This is a genomic window from Oceaniradius stylonematis (assembly GCF_003149475.2).
Taxonomy (GTDB): Bacteria; Pseudomonadota; Alphaproteobacteria; order Rhizobiales; family Rhizobiaceae; genus Roseitalea; species Roseitalea stylonematis.
Genome location: NZ_QFWV02000002.1, coordinates 75826 through 93468, shown reverse-complemented (window position 1 = coordinate 93468; position 17643 = coordinate 75826). Strand labels below are relative to the sequence as shown.

The 17643-nt window shown below is 64.6% G+C and carries 21 protein-coding genes; 8 read left to right on the top strand and 13 right to left on the bottom strand.

All coding sequences use genetic code 11. The features are described from left to right. The first annotated feature begins 50 nt into the window (after positions 1-50). Positions 51-518, top strand: coding sequence for a phosphoribosyl-AMP cyclohydrolase (hisI, locus tag DEM25_RS01910; protein ID WP_109767930.1), 468 nt, complete (start codon positions 51-53; stop codon positions 516-518). A gap of 5 nt (positions 519-523) precedes the next feature. Here the strand turns inward: hisI and DEM25_RS01905 are convergent, their stop codons facing one another. Continuing rightward, complete coding sequence (locus tag DEM25_RS01905; protein ID WP_109768030.1) at positions 524-958, bottom strand: CBS domain-containing protein; 435 nt, start codon at positions 956-958, stop codon at positions 524-526. A 76-nt stretch (positions 959-1034) separates the two neighbouring features. Then, a complete protein-coding gene (locus DEM25_RS01900; protein WP_109768031.1) occupies positions 1035-1817 on the bottom strand; it encodes a rhomboid family intramembrane serine protease in 783 nt (260 codons plus the stop codon). Positions 1818-2131: 314 nt separating this feature from the next. Between DEM25_RS01900 and DEM25_RS01895 the strand changes: the two genes are divergently transcribed. From DEM25_RS01895 to DEM25_RS01885, 3 genes are all read left to right on the top strand, one after another. Continuing rightward, entirely contained in the window at positions 2132-2800 is a 669-nt protein-coding gene (locus tag DEM25_RS01895) for a PAS domain-containing protein (RefSeq protein ID WP_158585137.1), read from the top strand. Positions 2801-2933: 133 nt separating this feature from the next. After that, on the top strand, positions 2934-3542 hold the full coding sequence (locus DEM25_RS01890; protein WP_109767932.1) for a PilZ domain-containing protein: 609 nt from the start codon (positions 2934-2936) through the stop codon (positions 3540-3542). Between the two features lie 412 nt (positions 3543-3954). After that, entirely contained in the window at positions 3955-4533 is a 579-nt protein-coding gene (locus DEM25_RS01885) for a transglutaminase-like cysteine peptidase (protein ID WP_109768032.1), read from the top strand. A gap of 113 nt (positions 4534-4646) precedes the next feature. On the opposite strand, the gene DEM25_RS01880 is transcribed toward DEM25_RS01885, so the two are convergent. Together DEM25_RS01880 and DEM25_RS01875 are read right to left on the bottom strand one after the other, a co-directional pair. After that, a complete protein-coding gene (locus DEM25_RS01880) occupies positions 4647-5177 on the bottom strand; it encodes a gamma carbonic anhydrase family protein (RefSeq protein WP_109767933.1) in 531 nt (176 codons plus the stop codon). Between the two features lie 61 nt (positions 5178-5238). Then, positions 5239-5541 carry a DUF6949 family protein gene (locus DEM25_RS01875; protein WP_109767934.1) on the bottom strand — a complete coding sequence of 101 codons (303 nt, stop codon included), beginning with the start codon at positions 5539-5541 and terminating at the stop codon, positions 5239-5241. A 100-nt stretch (positions 5542-5641) separates the two neighbouring features. Between DEM25_RS01875 and DEM25_RS01870 the strand changes: the two genes are divergently transcribed. Beyond that, entirely contained in the window at positions 5642-6406 is a 765-nt protein-coding gene (locus DEM25_RS01870) for a hypothetical protein (protein ID WP_109767935.1), read from the top strand. 9 nt (positions 6407-6415) lie between these two features. Here DEM25_RS01870 and DEM25_RS01865 read toward each other — a convergent pair whose 3' ends face one another. The 3 genes from DEM25_RS01865 to DEM25_RS01855 form a co-directional block, all read right to left on the bottom strand. Continuing rightward, complete coding sequence (locus DEM25_RS01865) at positions 6416-6628, bottom strand: DUF3126 family protein (RefSeq protein ID WP_109768033.1); 213 nt, start codon at positions 6626-6628, stop codon at positions 6416-6418. Positions 6629-6740: 112 nt separating this feature from the next. Continuing rightward, positions 6741-7556, bottom strand: a complete 816-nt coding sequence (cysE, locus tag DEM25_RS01860) for a serine O-acetyltransferase (RefSeq protein WP_109767936.1) — start codon at positions 7554-7556, stop codon at positions 6741-6743. A gap of 75 nt (positions 7557-7631) precedes the next feature. Beyond that, positions 7632-8396 carry an alpha/beta fold hydrolase gene (locus DEM25_RS01855; protein WP_109767937.1) on the bottom strand — a complete coding sequence of 255 codons (765 nt, stop codon included), beginning with the start codon at positions 8394-8396 and terminating at the stop codon, positions 7632-7634. A gap of 139 nt (positions 8397-8535) precedes the next feature. Between DEM25_RS01855 and DEM25_RS01850 the strand changes: the two genes are divergently transcribed. Both DEM25_RS01850 and DEM25_RS01845 read left to right on the top strand, forming a co-directional pair. Continuing rightward, positions 8536-8787 carry a zinc-finger domain-containing protein gene (locus DEM25_RS01850; protein WP_109767938.1) on the top strand — a complete coding sequence of 84 codons (252 nt, stop codon included), beginning with the start codon at positions 8536-8538 and terminating at the stop codon, positions 8785-8787. A 15-nt stretch (positions 8788-8802) separates the two neighbouring features. After that, the gene (locus DEM25_RS01845; protein ID WP_109767939.1) at positions 8803-9984 is read left to right on the top strand and encodes an FAD-dependent monooxygenase; all 1182 of its coding nucleotides are present in this window, start codon (positions 8803-8805) and stop codon (positions 9982-9984) included. On the opposite strand, the gene DEM25_RS01840 is transcribed toward DEM25_RS01845, so the two are convergent. From DEM25_RS01840 to DEM25_RS01820, 5 genes are all read right to left on the bottom strand, one after another. Continuing rightward, positions 9972-10670 carry a DUF2459 domain-containing protein gene (locus tag DEM25_RS01840; RefSeq protein ID WP_109767940.1) on the bottom strand — a complete coding sequence of 233 codons (699 nt, stop codon included), beginning with the start codon at positions 10668-10670 and terminating at the stop codon, positions 9972-9974. The genes DEM25_RS01845 and DEM25_RS01840 overlap by 13 nt on opposite strands. A gap of 24 nt (positions 10671-10694) precedes the next feature. Next, positions 10695-11495 (bottom strand): amino acid ABC transporter ATP-binding protein, encoded by an 801-nt coding sequence (locus DEM25_RS01835; RefSeq protein WP_109767941.1) that lies wholly within the window; start codon positions 11493-11495, stop codon positions 10695-10697. A gap of 11 nt (positions 11496-11506) precedes the next feature. Further along, positions 11507-12868, bottom strand: a complete 1362-nt coding sequence (locus DEM25_RS01830) for an amino acid ABC transporter permease (RefSeq protein ID WP_245412724.1) — start codon at positions 12866-12868, stop codon at positions 11507-11509. A gap of 1 nt (position 12869) precedes the next feature. Beyond that, complete coding sequence (locus DEM25_RS01825; RefSeq protein WP_196780239.1) at positions 12870-14072, bottom strand: amino acid ABC transporter permease; 1203 nt, start codon at positions 14070-14072, stop codon at positions 12870-12872. A gap of 168 nt (positions 14073-14240) precedes the next feature. Then, a complete protein-coding gene (locus DEM25_RS01820) occupies positions 14241-15260 on the bottom strand; it encodes an amino acid ABC transporter substrate-binding protein (RefSeq protein WP_109767942.1) in 1020 nt (339 codons plus the stop codon). Between the two features lie 349 nt (positions 15261-15609). Between DEM25_RS01820 and DEM25_RS01815 the strand changes: the two genes are divergently transcribed. After that, entirely contained in the window at positions 15610-16839 is a 1230-nt protein-coding gene (locus DEM25_RS01815; RefSeq protein WP_109767943.1) for a cystathionine beta-lyase, read from the top strand. A gap of 3 nt (positions 16840-16842) precedes the next feature. Here DEM25_RS01815 and DEM25_RS01810 read toward each other — a convergent pair whose 3' ends face one another. Further along, a complete protein-coding gene (locus DEM25_RS01810) occupies positions 16843-17637 on the bottom strand; it encodes a crotonase/enoyl-CoA hydratase family protein (protein ID WP_109767944.1) in 795 nt (264 codons plus the stop codon). Between the last annotated feature and the right edge of the window lie 6 nt (positions 17638-17643).

Genomic DNA, 17643 nt, shown 5'->3' with positions numbered 1-17643 from the left:
GCCTGTGCGTCGGGCTTGATTGCCGACGCCCGGCGGCCTGGAGCGTCGACATGACCAGCCCCAACACACCCTTCGCACCGCCCGTGGCGGACGCAAACGAAACCGAGGACGGGTCGGTCTTCCGGCCGCGCTTTTCGTCCGACGGGCTTGTGACCGCCGTCGTTACCGACGCCGATGACGGCACGGTGCTGATGGTCGCCCACATGAATGCCGAAGCGCTGGCGCTGACGCTCGAGACAGGCATCGCGCATTACTGGTCCCGCTCGCGCGGGCAACTCTGGAAGAAGGGCGAGACCTCGGGCAATCTCCAGCGCGTCGCCGAAATGCGGACCGATTGCGACCAGGATGTGGTGCTTGTTGCCGTGCGCACGGACGGGCACGGCTCGGCCTGCCACACGGGCCGCAAGAGCTGCTTTTACCGCCATATCGTCAGCGATGGCGAAAATGGTGCGCGGCTGACCTTCGATGAGGGCGACCGGCCGCGCTTCGATCCGGCCACGGTCTATGGCAACGGATGAACGGCCTAGGCCGACGAGGTGATGTAGTGGCGGATTTCGGCCGCCTCCTGCTCGATCTCGGCGATCCGCCGCTTGACGACGTCGCCGATCGACACGATCCCCGCCAGCTTGCCGTCGCGTTCGACGGGCAAATGCCGGAAGCGGCCGGTGGTCATCAGTTCCATCAGCGTGTTGATCGCCATGTCCTCGGTGCAGGTGATCACATTGCGCGTCATCAGCGCCGACACCGGCTCAGACAGCGCGCCGACGCCCCGCTTCGCGATCGCGCCGACCACGTCGCGTTCCGACAGGATGCCCTTGATCGTGCGATCCGTATCGGCGACGACCATGGCGCCCACCTTGTGATCGCCCAGCTCACGCACCGCGTCGAGAATGCTGGCGTCCTCGGACAGGGTGAACACGTCCGAGCCCTTTTCTTCCAATATCCGGGCAACCGACATTTGCGCGACCTCCTCCTGCCGTTCAAAGAAGCAAAGCATCGGCGAAAGTTCCGCGCTTGACAAGCCAGCCAATGGGTTAGGCCGGACGGCGCGCGGTCGGATGCCGGTCGAGCCAGCCGATGGCGAAAAAGCCCGTCAAGAGCCCGCCAATATGGGCTTCCCAGGCGATCGACGCGCCGCCGGCGAGGCCGAACAGATCGGCGCCGGTGGCATAGTTGATCACCATCCAGACGATGATGAATGCCAGAACGCCGCGCTGGCGCAGCGATGCCAGCGGCGGCAGGAGCGGGCCGGCAAAGCCGCGGCGCGGATTGCGGCGGTCGGCGCGGAACCCGAAGCGGGCAGCGGCGCCCAGAAAGCCCGAGACAGCGCCGGATGCGCCAAGCAGCGGCACCCAGTCGCCGAAATAGAGCGCGGTGTGCAGGACGACCGCGCCGAATGCCGTGATCGCCCACAACGCGATCGTACGGGCCCAGCCAAGCCGGTAGGCCACCGGCGCGCCGAAGGCGACGAGCCAGATCATGTTGAAGCCCAGGTGCACCCAGTCGCCATGCAGCAGCGTGTGGGTGAAGGGCGAGACGAGCGTCGGCCAGTCGAGCTGGAAATAGCCGGGCGCATAGCGGATGGGGAAGAAGGCGAAATTGACGATCAGCCAGCGGTCGATCTGGCCGTCGAAGACCAGCGTGCGCATCAGGTGAACGCCGATGCAAAGGCCGGCCATCAGGACGATCGCGCCGTGCAGGTTGAAAGCCGGCGACGGCCGGCGATCACCGGACGGGACGTGATCGGACGGATTTTCGCCGGACGGGTCGTGACCGGACAAGGGCGGCGTGCCGGGAATACGGTCTGGATCAGCCATGCTTGCCAGATAGGCCAGCCGCCACGGCAAAAAAAGAGGCCATCCAGGTCGCCCTGGATGGCCCGGCGAGTCCCCTGCCCACCCCGTAACCGGTCAATTTGTGCTGCGGCAAGCCGCTCCCGTTTCGAATTGGGTTAATGCCAGATTAACGCAGCCTCCACAAGCCGAGATCCCCTTTAGGGTTAATGGCGACCGGGCCCTCCGCCGCGAGCTGGCCCGTCGCTTGCATCGTTCTGCGCAGGGGCAATGCGAGGTGAAACACCGTGTCATCCTGACACGGGTTCGATGCTTCGCAAGGCGGCGGGATGAAGCAGATGCACCAGAACGGAACACAAAGGGTCTACGAGTACTGGAACGAACTGCGCGGCCAGCACGCCGCGCCGGCGCGTTCGGACATCGCTCCGGCCGCGCTCGGTCGCTCGCTTGCCCATCTCTTCATTCTCGACGCCGGCGATGTCCCTGGCCGGTTTCGTCTCGCCGGCACGTGGCTCGGCTCCGCGTTCGGACACGAACTGACCGGCCATGCCTTCGGCGCGCTGTTCGGCCGTGACGACCGGATGCTGGCGCAGCGGGTGGTGGATGCCGTTCGCAGCGAAAGCGCCGTCGCGATCTTGGATCTGACCGCGAAGGCCGACCCGGAACGCCTGCTGGACATGGAAATGGTGCTGTTGCCGCTGGCCGGCGAACCCTCGCGGGTCCTGGGCGCCATCCATCCATGCGGCCAACCGTTCTGGCTGGGCGCGTTTCCGCTCGGGCCGGCCCGCGTGACCGGCGTGCGGCTGATCGATCCGGACCGGCCGCTGTTCAACCTTGCCAACCGGCCGGCGATACCGCTCGCGCGGCGGCGCAGCGACGGCCGGCCGAGCGCCCCACGCAGGCTGCTGCGTGTGATCGACGGCAACCGCGCGGCCGCAATTGTTCAGCGTGAACGCCCGGCCCTGCACCTGATCGATGGCGGCCGCACCGGAGATGACCGCCGGTGAACCGCTTCATCGTCCGGAAACCATGGCTCGAACGGGTGCCCCCCAAAAATTCGCGAAGGCGGATTCTTACCGCTTGTTAACCAGCGCTCGCCTAAGGTCGGAACAGTTCCACTTGCCTTACGGAAGCCCGTTCATGCTCAGCGCCGTCGCTGCCGAACCACGCGATACCGGACCGAATCGCCGTGCCTTTCAGCGGGTGAAGGTCAATCTGCACGGCCGGTTCATGCTGCAGGACCGCTCCGAGCATCCGTGCCAGATTCTCGACATGTCTCCGGCCACGGCAACGCTCTACACCGAGGCGCATGCGCGCGACGGCGAGCGCGTGGTCGCTTACATCGACCATATCGGCCGCGTCGAAGGCCATGTGGTGCGTTCGTTCGATGGCGGTTTTGCGGTGGATCTGACCACATCGCCGCGCAAGCGCGAAAAGCTGGCGGCCCAGCTCATCTGGCTGGCCAACAAGCACGAGTTGGACCTGCCCGAAGACCGGCGCCACGAGCGCGTCATGCCGAAGAACCCCGCCTCCATCCTGACACTTGCCGACGGGCGCCAATATCGCTGCCGCATCATCGATCTGTCCCTGTCCGGCGCCGCCGTCTCCATCGCGGTCCGTCCGGCCATCGGAACACTGGTCAGCCTTGGCGGCATGCGCGGTTCGGTCGTGCGCCACTTCGACGAGGGCATCGCGGTCGAGTTCGCCTTCGTCCAGCGGCCCGAATCGCTCTCCCAATATCTGGGCTGACCAAGCGGTCCCGCCGCTTCCAGAAAGCTGACAGACCGGACCCGCCGCAAGGCGGGTTTTTTGTTGACCGGTCGGCCGCCGGCTGGCGGGCCGGTTTCATGCGTCTCATTCATCGGCAATGGTGTGGTTAAGCGTTTGTCCCCGTCGCTGAACCATTTTTAGGCGAATACGTCTCTCATTTAATATTTATTCTATTCTTGCTTTAATGAAATACTGCATAGTTTTCGCATAGTTTTGATTTGAATACACATACCGATGTTGGTCTCGTGTAGATTTGTTTTTGTCATGTTGTCCGTACAAGGGAGACGGACACATGACTTATACAAAGACTGCGCCCAAGCAGACAATAGACTCGACAGACAATTGCCGAAGCGATGGACAGGCAGCATTGCCGCGCCAGATTCGGCGCCGGATGGCGGCAACCGCATCGCTGGCCGGCTCGCTTCTGTTCACGGCAACCATGGGCGCCCATGCGGTGACCATGCCGACCGCGGGCCGGACGACGCAGCCGATCGGCCATTACGAGTTCTGTCAGCGCGATCCGGCCGAATGCCGACCGATTTCGGAAGCAGCGCCGCACACGCTCGACCGCAAGGGCTGGGCGCAGATGATCGAGGTGAACAATCATTTCAACACCACGGTCCAGCCGCGCACAGACATGCAGATCTGGGGCCGCGAAGAGCTTTGGTCCTATCCGAGCGAAGTCGGTGACTGCGAGGATTTCGTTCTGGCCAAGCGCAACGCGCTGATGCAGCGCGGGTTTCACCCCTCAAACCTTTTGATCACCGTGGTGCGCCAACCCAATGGCGAGGGGCATGCCGTTCTGACGGTGCGCACCGACCGGGGCGACTTCATCCTCGACAATCTGGTCGGTGAAATCGCCGACTGGCGCGACACGCCCTACACCTATCTCAAACGGCAGAGCACACGTCACGCGGGCCGTTGGGAAACCATCCGTGACAGCCGCACGAGGCTCTCACAGGCACAGTAAACCGAGACTGCCCGGTCAAGTCCCCACCCACCCGTCCCCCAGACCGGGCCGGAGCCGGCTCTCGCAAGAGAGCCGGCTCTTTTTCGTTTCTGAGGACCGCAGGCGAGTTGTGATCAAGTGGATTCGGACAAGCCGGTCGCGAAGCGGCGCGCATTGTCGACATAATGCTCGGCCGAAGCCGTGAGCATCGCAACCGCCGCATCGTCCAGCGTCCGCGCGACGCGCGCCGGCGATCCGATGATCAGCGAATTGTCGGGAAACTCTTTTCCTTCGGTGACCAGCGCGCCGGCGCCGACCAGGCAATTGTTGCCGATCACCGCACCGTTGAGGACAATCGCGCCGATGCCGATCAGACTGTTGTTGCCGATGGTGCAGCCATGCAGCATGGCGCGATGGCCGATCGTGCACCCCTCGCCGACCACAAGCGGAAAGCCCATGTCGGTGTGCATGACCGTGTGCTCCTGCACATTGGTGCGGGCGCCGATGGTCACCGGCTCATTGTCGCCACGCAGCACGCAGCCGAACCAGACGCTGCAATCCTCGTGCAGATTGATCTGACCGATCACATGAGCATCGTCGGCGACGAATGCCGGCCCCGCACCGAAGTACCGCGGCGAAACTCCGTCCAACGCGTAAATGGCCATGTCCGTCCCCTGCTCAAGCGATGTTGCAGCATGCTTTGACAGAGAAACCGGCCCGCTTCAATCAGGCGACGGCGATCAGCCGGCCCGTTTCCACCGCGACGATTCCGACAAGGCCGGCCCATGCGCCCGCCGCGACGAGGGCCGTCAGCGGCCAGCGCGACCGCCGACCCCTTCGATTGGGCGAAAGCCCGGCCCGGACAATCATCACCGGTCCGCACAGGGCGAAAAACAAGACCGATGGCGCGATCCCGAGACGCAAGACCGTCGCCTCATCGAAAGCGGGCTGGCCATCAAGCGCCGCCTCGAGAAGAAAAAACGTGCTCAGCGCCACCGCGAAGCCCACCACAACGATCCACAACACCATCGCCCTCACCCACTCTTAACCGGGAATTAACCCTGTCCCGCTCCAGTGAGTGCAATTCCGATGCCAAGATCCGCGCGCCATATACGGACACCGACCCGCCATGACACCGGCCTATGACACAGCTGCCGCCTCACCGTCGCCCCATCCGGCCGCAAACGGCCTGCCCGCCGCCGCATGGACCGCTTTCCGGGTTCTGGCCGTCATTGCGGGCTTGTCCGCCATTATGGTCGTTGCCGGCCATTTTTATGGCTCGCGTCTGCTGCAATCGAGCATGAGCACATCGCCCGAACCGATTCAGCTGGTCATCGGCAACGATGTCCTGGACGTGCCCGAAAACATGATCCGGCACGAGGCCCAGCGCGTTCCGGGCGTGACCGGCCGTGTCGATCTGCGGCTCTATTGGCCGGAACGCGCGGGCTATCGCCTCAGCCATGCCGACGCATTTTCGGACACCGATCCCGAAACGACACAGACCGTCCTGATTTCGGTCGCCAAGCGGCAATGGCTGCTCGACATGGCCGGACGGCTCGAATTGGTCTACGGAAAGGCCGCCGATGCATCCGCCGCGCCGCGCCCGCTCCACGGACTGACCGCCTTACGCCTCGACCCGGCGCACGGCTATGTCGATGAAACGCTCTATTTCGCGCCGTCCGCCAATGGCGGGGCGCTGCCTGCCTTCATCGCCCGCTGCAACGAACCGGCGGCGGGCGCGACGCCGCTGCTTCTGGCGTGCGAGACCGACCTGTTCTTCGGCGAGACGCTTGAGGCGCGCATCCGTTTTCCGGCCCATTTCCTTGCGGACTGGGCGCGGTTCCGCTCCGAGCTGGATGCGTTTCTCCACGGACTTCAGGTGCGCGCCGAATAGGCCGGAACGCTATTCTTCCAGATCGATGTCCAGGATCGACATGGACAAATCGTAGGAGACCTCGCCCTCATCCTCGATGCGCGAGATGATGCCCAGAAACTCCTCGCCCAGATAGAGTTCCGCCGAATCGCTCAGCTTGGGGCGCGCCTTCACCGCCAGCGAGGCATTGCCGAAGGTGCGCCGGAAATAGGCGGTGAGCTGTTCGAGTTCGCTGGCTTTCAAGGAGGCCTCCGGATCGATTCGAGTGTCCGGCTTTTGCCGCCGGCTGGCCCTGACATACACGCCGTACGGCGCCGTTCAAGGGGTGGCGGCAAATCCCGGCGCCGGTCCGGCGCTAATCCAGCATCTGGTCCATGGCGCGGGAGGGTTCGGCGCAGCCGCTTTCGCCGACGACCTTGGCCGGCACGCCCGCGACCGTCTTGCACGGCGGAATGTCCGACAAGACGACCGACCCGGCCGCCACCTTGGAGCAATGGCCGACCTTGATGTTGCCGAGGATTTTTGCGCCCGCGCCGATCAACACGCCGTGGCCGATCTTGGGATGGCGGTCCGAGCCTTCCTTGCCGGTTCCGCCCAGGGTGACCGAGTGCAGGATCGACACATCGTCGCCGATGGTCGCCGTCTCGCCGACCACCAGGCCGGTGGCATGATCGAGGAAGATGCCCTTGCCGATGCGCGCGGCCGGATTGATGTCGGTCTGGAACACGGAGGACGAACGGCTCTGCAGATAGAGCGCAAAATCGCGGCGGCCGCCGTTCCACAGCCAATGGGCCAGGCGATGGGTCTGGATGGCGTGAAAGCCCTTGAAATAGAGCATGGGCTCGATCAGCCGCGTGCAGGCCGGGTCGCGGTCATGCACCGCCTGCAGATCGATCCGCACCGCTTCGGCGAAATCGGTGTTCGCCGACAGCATGGCATCGAAAGCCTGCCGGATAAGGTCGGCCGGCAGATCGGGATGATCCAGCCGCTCGGCGATGCGGTGCGTGACCGCCTGTTCGAGACCGGGCTGGTTGAGCACGTTGGTGAAGAAGAAGGTCGCGATCGCCGGATCGCTGTCCGCCGCCGCCGCAGCTTCCTGCCGGATGCGGTGCCAGATCGGATCGACGGGGTTGACCGCCGGCGCCTGATTGCGCGGTGCTTCGCGGGACATGGATGCTCTCCCAAGCCGATTGTCGGTGCCAAACCTAGCCCAGAACCCTCACATTTGGAACCGCCGGCGCCGGGTTCAAGACGCGCCGGCCTCGCCCAGGAACGCGTGAACCGCTCGCTTGAACGCCGGATCGCCGACCGCGAGCATGTGATCCCGGCGTTCGATGTCGAGAGCACGGGCGTCCGGCATCATGTCGGCCAGCGGCTGCGGCGCGCCGGCAATGTCGTCCTTCGTGCCGACGCCGATCAGCGTCGGCGCGGCGATCGCGCCCATCTCGTCGGGCGTCAGAAGCGTTCGCGACGATTGGATGCAGGCGGCCAGCGCCAGCCGGTCGCTGCCGGTCTCATCGGCAAAGGCGCGGAACATGCGGCCGCGTTCGTGCGTGACATCGTCAAGCGACGGCGCGAGCAGCGCATCGGCGATGGGGTCCCAGTCTCCGACGCCCTCGACCATGCCGATGCCCAAACCGCCGAAGATGAGGCGCCGCACGCGGCCCGGATGATCGAGCGCGGCGAACGCGCAGATGCGCGCGCCCATCGAATAGCCGAACAGATGCGCCGCACCGATGCCCAGATGATCGAGCAGCGCGATTGCGTCGCCCGCCATTTTCTGCGGCGTATAGGCCTCGGTGTCGTGCGGCTTGTCGCTGTCGCCATGGCCGCGATTGTCGAGCGCGACCGCGCGATAGCCGGCGCCGGTCAATGTCTCGACCCAGCCCGGACCGATCCAGTTGACGGCTCTATTCGACGCAAAGCCGTGCACCAGCAGCACCGGCGTGCCGTCGCGCGGGCCTTCGTCGAAAAAGGCGAGGTCAAGACCGTCATTGTGAAAACGGGGCATAGGGCTTCCTTGCGCAACCGATCGACAATTGAGCGAAAGACGGGTGGAAATTCGCCGCGCGACTGGCTACCAAGTTCTGCAGTGCAGCGAAAGGGCTGCGCCTTGCCGCAATCCCGAGGCACAAGACCGGAGACCCGCAATGGCCGGTGGCAAAACGCCCCATTTCCACAATGATGCCGGGCACCCCCGCATCGCGATCGGCGTCAAGGAATTCATGTGCGTGGGCGCAACGCCGCCTTACGATCACCCGCACGTCTTCCTCGACATGGGCGACGACAATGACATTGTCTGCCCCTATTGCTCGACGCTGTATGTGCACGATGCCAGCCTTTCTGCGGGGCAGACAGAGCCGGCGGGCTGCGCGTTCGACATTGCCGCCGACGCAGCCTGACGCGCGGAACCGGCGATGGCGAACATGGGCGACGCGCTCGATGGCATTCTCGTGGCGGGTGCCGGCATTGGCGGGCTGACCGCGGCCCTCGGCCTTGCGCAGCGCGGTCGCGCGGTGACGATCGTTGAAGCGTTCGAAGCGCCCTCGGAGATCGGCGCCGGCCTGCAGGTTCCGCCCAATGCCTGCCATGTGCTCGATTCGCTTGGCGTTCTGGACGAACTGAAGAAGAAGGCATCGGTGCCCGACCGTATCTGCCTCGGCGATGCGGTCAGCGGGCGGATCGTGCTCAGCCTCGATGTGAACCGCGACGGCGCCGACGATGGCACCTATCTGACCGCCCACCGGGCGCTGCTCCATGGCGTTCTTTACAATGCCGCAATGGCACACCCCTCGATCACGCTGCTGGCCGGCCACCGGATCGTCGACGTGGCCGAAGGCGACGATGCGGTGACGGTAACGGCGGCCCATGGCGGCGACCGTGCCGAACTCAACGCGCCGGCGGTGATCGGCGCCGACGGCATCTGGTCGATCCTGCGGCATGCCGTGGCCGGCGCAGGCACGCCGCAGCCGACGGGCCGCATCGCCATGCGCGCCGTGGTGCCCGCCCCGGCCGGAGCGCAGGCCAATGCGGTGGTTGCCTGGATGGCGCCGCATGCCCATCTGGTCACCTATCCGGTGCGCAACGCCGAAACGCGCAATCTCGTCGCCGTCATTCGCGGAACGACCGGCAAGACGAGCTGGTCGGAAAGCATCGATCTCGACACGCTCGAACACCTATTCGAGAAGCTCGACCACACACCCTATGGCGATCTGAACGATCATGCCGAGTGGACCGCATGGCCGCTTTATTCGGTCGATCCGCACGGCCAGTGGCACTCGGACCGCATTTGCCTGTTGGGCGATGCGGCACACGGAATGGAACCGTTCGCGGCGCAGGGCGCGGCGATGGCGATCGAGGACGGGCAGGTTCTCGCCAAGGCGATCGCCGACGCAGGCACCGATTTCACCAACGCCTTCAAGGCCTTTCACGCCGCACGGGCCGAACGGGTCCGCCGCGTCGCCCAGCGCACCGCCTTCAACCGCTTCACCTATCATCAGGCCGGCATCGGGCGCCTCGCCCGCAATCTCGGTTTCAGGCTGCGGCCGGCGAGCGCCTTTCGCGCCGATCTCGACTGGCTCTACGGCTATCGCGCCTGACCGACGGCCACGCGCGCCAGCCCGAACTCCAGCGTCTGCGCCAACGGTGTCCAGTGTCCGACGCCGATCCCCGCGTCGCGCAGGCGCCGTCCGGCCCAGGCATTACAACTGTGCCACGGCGAAAAACGGCCATGACCGGCAAAGAACCGGTCGCCGAACCCCTGGCTGATGCCTGCAAAGGGTTCATGGGCCGCAAACCACGGGGCGATCGAACCGGTCAGCATGGCAAGCTGGTCTTCGGTCACCTCGATTGCATAAAGTCCCGGACGCGGCGTGCCGAGATCGCCGAGGGGCTGGACATGCATCACCGCTTCGTCGAATGCGAGTGCCCGAGCGGCGATGCCGACTGTCAGGTCGCGCACCTCGCGCAGGCTGGTGTAGGCGGTGCGCGACCCCCAGCCGAACAGCCAGTACCGCACGGCGTCCGGATCGACCGGGTGATGGGCTTCATCGAGCCCGATCGCGGCCATGATCCCGCGCTCGCCATCAACATCGGCCAGCATCGCATCGGCTGGCAGCGCGATGCCGGCATGAAAGCCGTTCGACAGGACGTAGATGCGGTGGCGCTGCTCCGCCGTCACGGGGCCGCCGGCAGGCACAGATGCGGGGAACGGTACGGCGCCCGCCATGAGCGCGAGTGCCGGCAGCGCGAGGACGATCGCAAGGACGGCGGCAAGGCGGCGCATCGGCCCGGCGGCCTTGCGCGCGGATCAGTGCAGGATCTGGCTGAGGAATTCCTTTGTCCGCTCGTGCTGCGGATTGTCGAAGAATGGATCGGGCTCGTTCTGCTCGACGATCTGGCCCTGGTCCATGAAGATGACGCGGTTTGCCACCTGGCGGGCGAAGCCCATCTCGTGGGTGACGCACAGCATGGTCATGCCTTCCTCTGCAAGGCCGACCATCGTGTCCAGCACCTCCTTGATCATCTCCGGATCGAGCGCCGATGTCGGCTCGTCGAACAGCATGATGCGCGGGTTCATGCACAGAGAGCGCGCGATCGCCACGCGCTGTTGCTGGCCGCCCGAGAGCTGGCCGGGATATTTCTGGGCCTGCTCGGGGATCTTGACCCGCGTCAGGAAATGCATTGCCCGCTCCTCGGCTTCCTTCTTGGGCATCTTGCGCACCCAGATCGGCGCCAGCGTGCAGTTCTCGAGAATCGTCAGATGCGGGAACAGGTTGAAGTGCTGGAACACCATGCCGACCTCGCGGCGCACCTCGTCGATCTTCTTCAGATCGTTGGTCAGTTCGATCCCGTCGACGACGATCTGGCCCTTCTGGTGTTCTTCCAGGCGATTGATGCAGCGGATGAGCGTCGACTTGCCCGAGCCGGACGGGCCGCAAATGACGATCCGCTCACCGCGCATCACCTTCAGATTGATGTCGCGCAGGACATGGAATTCGCCATACCATTTGTGCATGTCGTTGATCTCGACGGCGACATCGGTCTCCGACACCTGCATCCTGGACCGGTCGACATGGATTTCATCGGGTTTGACGGCGTTTGCGCTCATGAAGGCGGCTCCTAGCTGCGGTGTGACGTGTCGAGACGCTGCTCCATGTACATGGAGTAGCGGGACATGCCGAAACAGAAGATGAAATAGATGATCGAGGCGAAGATCAGACCGGTAATGCTCTGTACCGGCGTCGCCCACGTCGCATCGCTCGTCGAAGACCGGATGATGCCAAGGAAGTCGAACAGTCCGATGATCAGCACCAGCGTGGTGTCCTTGAACAGGCCGATGAAGGTATTGACGATGCCGGGAATGACCAGCTTGAGCGCCTGCGGCAGGATGATCATGCGCATCATCTGGCCCCAGTTGAGACCGAGCGCCATCGCGCCCTCATACTGGCCCTTGGGCAGCGCCTGAAGCCCGCCGCGCACCACCTCGGCCATGTAGGCCGACGAGAACAGCGCCACGCCGATCAGCGCCCTGAGCAACTTGTCGAAGGTCACGCCCTCGGGCAGGAACAGCGGCAGCATGACCGAGGACATGAACAGGACGGTGATCAGCGGCACGCCGCGCCAGAACTCGATGAAGACGATGCAGATGAAGCGGACGATCGGCATGTCGGACCGGCGCCCTAGCGCCAGCGCGATGCCGATCGGCAGCGATGCGGCGATGCCGGTGACGGCAATCACCATCGTCACGAGCAGTCCGCCCCAGACGTCGGTCCGCACCCGTTCGAGGCCGAAGTCGATGCCGAGCACCGCGACGATCACGAACAGGCTGGCGAATATGACCGCCGTGGCCTTCAGCCCCGGCATCGGGTCGGATTGCGATCCCCTGGCAAAGCCGTAGGCCACTGCCAGCGCCAGCACGGTGAGGATGGCAAGCGGCAGATAGGTGCCAATTACATCGAAATTGCCGCCGGTCAGCAGGATCAGCGTGATCACCGGGAAGGCCAGCACCATGAAGGCGATGTTCTCGCGCTTGAACGGAAGCGACGGCATCAGGAGCGGGATCAGCCCACCGAAGAACATCAGCCAGACGATGTTCACACGCCACTGCTCCTCGTCCGGATAGCGGCCATAGATGAACTGGTTCATGTAGGCGCCGACATAGGCCCAGCACGCGCCGAACCATCCATTGGGCTGAACGCCGCCCTGCGCCTCGGTCGCGCATGCGGTCCGGTCGGTACCCGACCAGACGGCATCGAAGACCATGAAATTGGCGATCGGCGGAACGATCAGATAGAGCACATAGATACAGACCAGCGTGAGGATTGTCTGTGGGACGCTCGGAAACAGGTGCTCGCGCATCCAGCCGACGGGGCCGCGACTGACGGAAGGGGCGGCCTGCTCGGCCAGCATCTTGCCGCGGACGAACGCCGTTGCGGGACCGACGTTCTCGGGCGGAGCGGTGACATTGGTTCGATCGATCATATCAGCGCTCCACCAGCGCCACGCGCGCATTGTACCAGTTCATGAATGCCGAGGTCAGCAGCGAGAAGGTCAGATAGGTCAGCATGGTGATCGAGATGATCTCGACCGCCTGACCGGTCTGGTTCAGTGCCGTTCCGGCAAACACGGACGTCAGCTCGGGATAGGCGATCGCGACCGCGAGCGACGAATTCTTGGTCAGGTTGAGATATTGGCTGGTGAGCGGCGGAATGATGATCCGCAGCGCCTGCGGGATGACGACAAGCCGCAGGTTCTGCCCCTGCCGCAGTCCCAGTGCGTGGGCAGCCTCGGACTGTCCCTTGCTGACGCCGAGAATGCCCGCGCGCACGATCTCGGCGATAAAGGCGGCCGTGTAGGTCGACAGCGCGACGAGCAGCGCGATGAATTCGGGGATGACCGTCATGCCGCCCGATGGCCGGAACCCGCCCAGGACAGGCATGTCCCAGGTGAGCGGCGCGCCAAGCGCAAGAAACACGACAAGCGGAAGACCGACAGCGGCGCCAAGACCGACCCAGAGCGACGGAAAGCGCTGACCGGTCGCCATCTGGCGCCGGTACGACCAGCGCGATACGCCGATCGCGATGACGATGCCGGCGATGAGCGCGTAAAGGACGAACGCCGAGCCATCGCCCCAGACGGGCTTGGGCGCGAAATAGCCGCGAATGTTCAGAAGGCCGAGCGGGCCGAAATCGAGGCTGTCGCGCGGCTGTGGCAGAAGCCGCAAGACGCCGAAATACCAGATGAAGATCTGCAGCAGCAGCGGGACGTTGCGGGCAAATTCGACATAGGAGGTGGCAAGGCGGCTGACGATCCAGTTGTTGGAGAGCCGGGCGATGCCGAGCAGGAAGCCCATGACGGTCGCGAAAACGATCCCGACGACGGCGACGATGAGCGTGTTCAGGACGCCAACGACATAGACCCGTCCATAGGATGATGTGCCCTGGTCATAGTCGATCAGCGACTGCGCAACGGAGAAGCCGGCATTTTCGCCAAGGAACCCGAAGCCCGAGGCGACGCCGGCCGCCTGCAGGTTGGCGTTCATGTTCACCCAGCCCGAGTAGACGAGATAGGCGACCGCCACGCCCAAAAGGATCTGGAACAGCCAGCTGCGAAACTTGGGATTGTTGAGCAGCGCCACCTTGGGCGGTGCATCGGCGACCCCGCGCCCCATATCCGTGACAGCCATTCGACCTCCTGCCTTGCTCTTGTCGTCGGTACCGGTCGGGACCTGAACGGGCGCCATCGACCACGCGGCCCAGGGATCACACTGTCACGATCGTGACGTATCCCGCTGGTGCGTGCCGTCTGGACGTGCCCGGGCGGAATGCCGCCCGGGCCCTTTTTCAGCCGGTCTTCAGCGGATCGGCGGTGCGTATTGCAGGCCGCCCTGCGACCACAGTGCGTTCACGCCGCGTCCGATCGCCAGTTCGGTGTCCGGGCCGACGTTGCGGTCGAAGATCTCGCCGTAATTGCCGACGGCGGCGATGGCCTTGGCGGCCCAGTCGTTTTCGAGACCGATATCGCTGCCGAACTCGCCCTCGGTGCCGAGAAGGCGGCGGATCGACGGATTGTCGCTTTCCTTCATCTCCTCGACATTGGCCATCGTCACACCGAGTTCCTCGGCGTTCAGCGTTGCGAAATGTACCCACTTGACGATGTTGAACCACTGGTCGTCGCCCTGACGGACAACCGGACCGAGCGGCTCCTTGGAGATGATTTCCGGCAGAACCTTGTGGGCGCCGGGATCGGTCAGCTTGAGGCGCTGCGCATAAAGGCCCGACTGGTCGGTCGTGTAGACGTCGCAGCGTCCGGCGTCATAGGCGGCGACGACCTCATCGGCCTTTTCGAAGGCGACCAGCTCGTACTCCATGTTGTTGGCACGGAAATAGTCGGCCACGTTCAGCTCGGTCGTCGTGCCCGTGTTGGTGCAGATCGAGGCACCGGACAGTTCGAGCGCCGAATTGATGTTCATGTCCGTGCGGATCATGAAGCCCTGGCCGTCATAATAGTTGACGCCGGCGAAGTTCAGGCCGAGCTGCGTGTCGCGGCTCATCGTCCAGGTCGTGTTGCGCGACAGAACATCGACTTCGCCCGACTGCAGCGCGGTGAAACGCTCCTTGGCCGACAGCGGCGTGAACTTCACAGCGGTGGCGTCGCCGAAGATCGCCGCGGCGATGCCCCGGCACAGATCGACATCCATGCCGCTCCATTCGCCATCGGCGTCAGGGTTGGAAAACCCCGGCAGACCCTGGCTCACGCCGCACTGCACGAAGCCCTTGGCCTTGACATCATCGAGCGTTGCCGCCGATGCGGTCGACGCGCCGAGCGCAAGCACGGCGGCTCCCAGGACACCTGTGAGTACAGTTTTTGTCATCGTTTTTCCTCATGGTTGCTCAAGTTGCTTTGGGCTTGAGCGCCGACTTACCGCGTGCTCCGGCCACAGCCAGAACGCGAACGGCACCTCCCTTCCCGCATGTGAGACAAGGCCAAAAAACGAGACCGGTCAAGGACTATCTGCCGGTTTGGTCGCCGGTTAACTTAACGTCAAAGCGTTTTGAGAGCCGGTTTGGGTGCCTCCGGCGGCTTTCGTGCGAGGCCACCGCAAGACCTGGCGAAGTGCCGGCATCCATGCGACGCGTCGCCTGCCGGCCGGTTGAGGTTGACGCCGGCGGGACGACCGCCTAGGCGCTGGGCGCTGAACGAGACAAGGAGATCACCGGACCATGGCAGGCGGCGGCAAGGGCGGCAAACGCGGCATCAACACGCAATTGGCGCATTCGGGGAACGACCCGCACGCCTATTTCGGCTGGGTGAACCCGCCGGTCGTGCATGGCTCGACGGTGCTGTTCCCCGACGCGGCGACCATGAAGGCGACACAGGTCCGCAATGCCGACGCGACAAGCCGAAGCCGCGTCCAGCCCTATACTTATGCGACCTATGGCAGCCCGACGACGGATGCGCTGTGCGAGGCCGTCAATGCGCTGGAAGGCAGCGCGGGCACCATTCTCGTCCCCTCCGGTCTTGCAGCCGTCACCGTGCCGCTGCTCGCCTTTCTGTCGGCGGGCGATCACGTTCTGATCGTCGATACGGTCTATTATCCGACGCGGCGCTTTGCGGACACGATGCTCGCGCGTATGGGCGTCGAGGTCGAATATTATCTGCCCGAAATCGGCGCCGACATTGCGACCCTGTTCCGCGACAACACCAAGGTCGTTTTCATGGAGGCGCCGGGCTCGAACACATTCGAGATCCAGGACGTGCCGGCCATGACGGCCGCGGCCAAGGAGCGCGGCATCGTCACCATGATCGACAACACGTGGGCGACGCCGCTCTTCTTCAAGCCGCTGGACCATGGCGTCGATATCTCGATCCATGCCGCGACAAAATATCCCGGCGGCCATTCGGACGTGATCATGGGTATGGTCAGCGCCAACGCGGCGACGTGGGGCCAGCTCTACAACACGCAGGTCGCGCTCGGCACGTGCGGCGCACCGGACGACGCCTATCTCGTTCTGCGTGGCCTCAGGACCATGGGCATCCGGCTGGAGCGGCACCAGAAAACGACCCTGGCTCTCGCCCGTTGGCTGGAAGACATGGCCAAGGAGCCCGGCTCGATCGTCGGCGACGTGCTCTACCCCGCGCTCGAGAGCTTTCCCGGTCACGACCTCTGGAAGCGTGATTTCTGCGGCGCGTGCGGCATCTTTTCGTTCGTCATCAAGGATGGAACCGAAGCGCAGGCGCATGCCTTCCTCGACGCACTCGAACTCTTCGGACTGGGCTATTCCTGGGGCGGCTATGAGAGCCTCGTCACCCACGTCTATCTGAAGGATCGCACCGTCTCGGCGCGCGACCATGGCGGCGAAGTCATCCGTTTGCAGATCGGTCTGGAAGACGAGATTGACCTGCGGGCGGACATTGAGCGCGGGCTCGCCGCCGCCAAGGCCGCAGGCTGACGCTCAGCTTTCGGGCGCCCAGGGCGGCGGCTTGCGCGCAAAGAAGGCGGCGATGCCTTTGGCCGCCTCTTCCGTCTCCCAGCGATCCGCCAGAAGCGCTGCCGTCTCCTCGGTGAGCGTTGCCGGATCGAGCCGCTCGAACGTCAGGCAGAATTGCTTGGCGTCGGCAATCGCGCCCGGTGCACCGATCAGCGCAGCGGTCGCGGCCCGGTCCACGGCCTCATCAAGCGTCTCGGCCGGGCAGATTTCGGCGATCAGGCCGGCGCGCAGCGCGAATTCGGCGTCGAAGGCCCTGCCGGCCAGCAGCATCTGGCGGGCAAACCCCTCTCCCAGCCGCCTGACGACGAACGGTCCGATGGTCGCCGGCGCCAGGCCCAGCTTGGACTCGGTGAGTGCGACGCGCATTTCGGGCACGGCGATGGCGATGTCGCACACCGAGAGCATGCCGACGCCACCGCCGAAGGCATTGCCCTGGACGCGGGCGATCAGTGGTTTGGGAAGCCCGTTCAGCGTCGCCAGCATATCGGCCAGCGCGCGGCTGCCTTCCATCTTGCCGGCGCGGTCCTTTTCCATCTGCTGGCGCATCCAGTTCAGATCGCCGCCTGCGCAGAATGTCGGACCTTCCGACCGGAGCACGACCACGCGGGCCGCCGGATCGGCGGCAAGTGCATTGCCGGCCTCGGTCAGTTCGGCGATCATCTGCGCACTGAGCGCATTATGCTTGTCGGACCGGTCGAGCGTCAGCGTGGCAACGCCGCGCGCGTCGGTTTCAATCCTGATCGTTTCGTAGCGCGCCATGGCCCC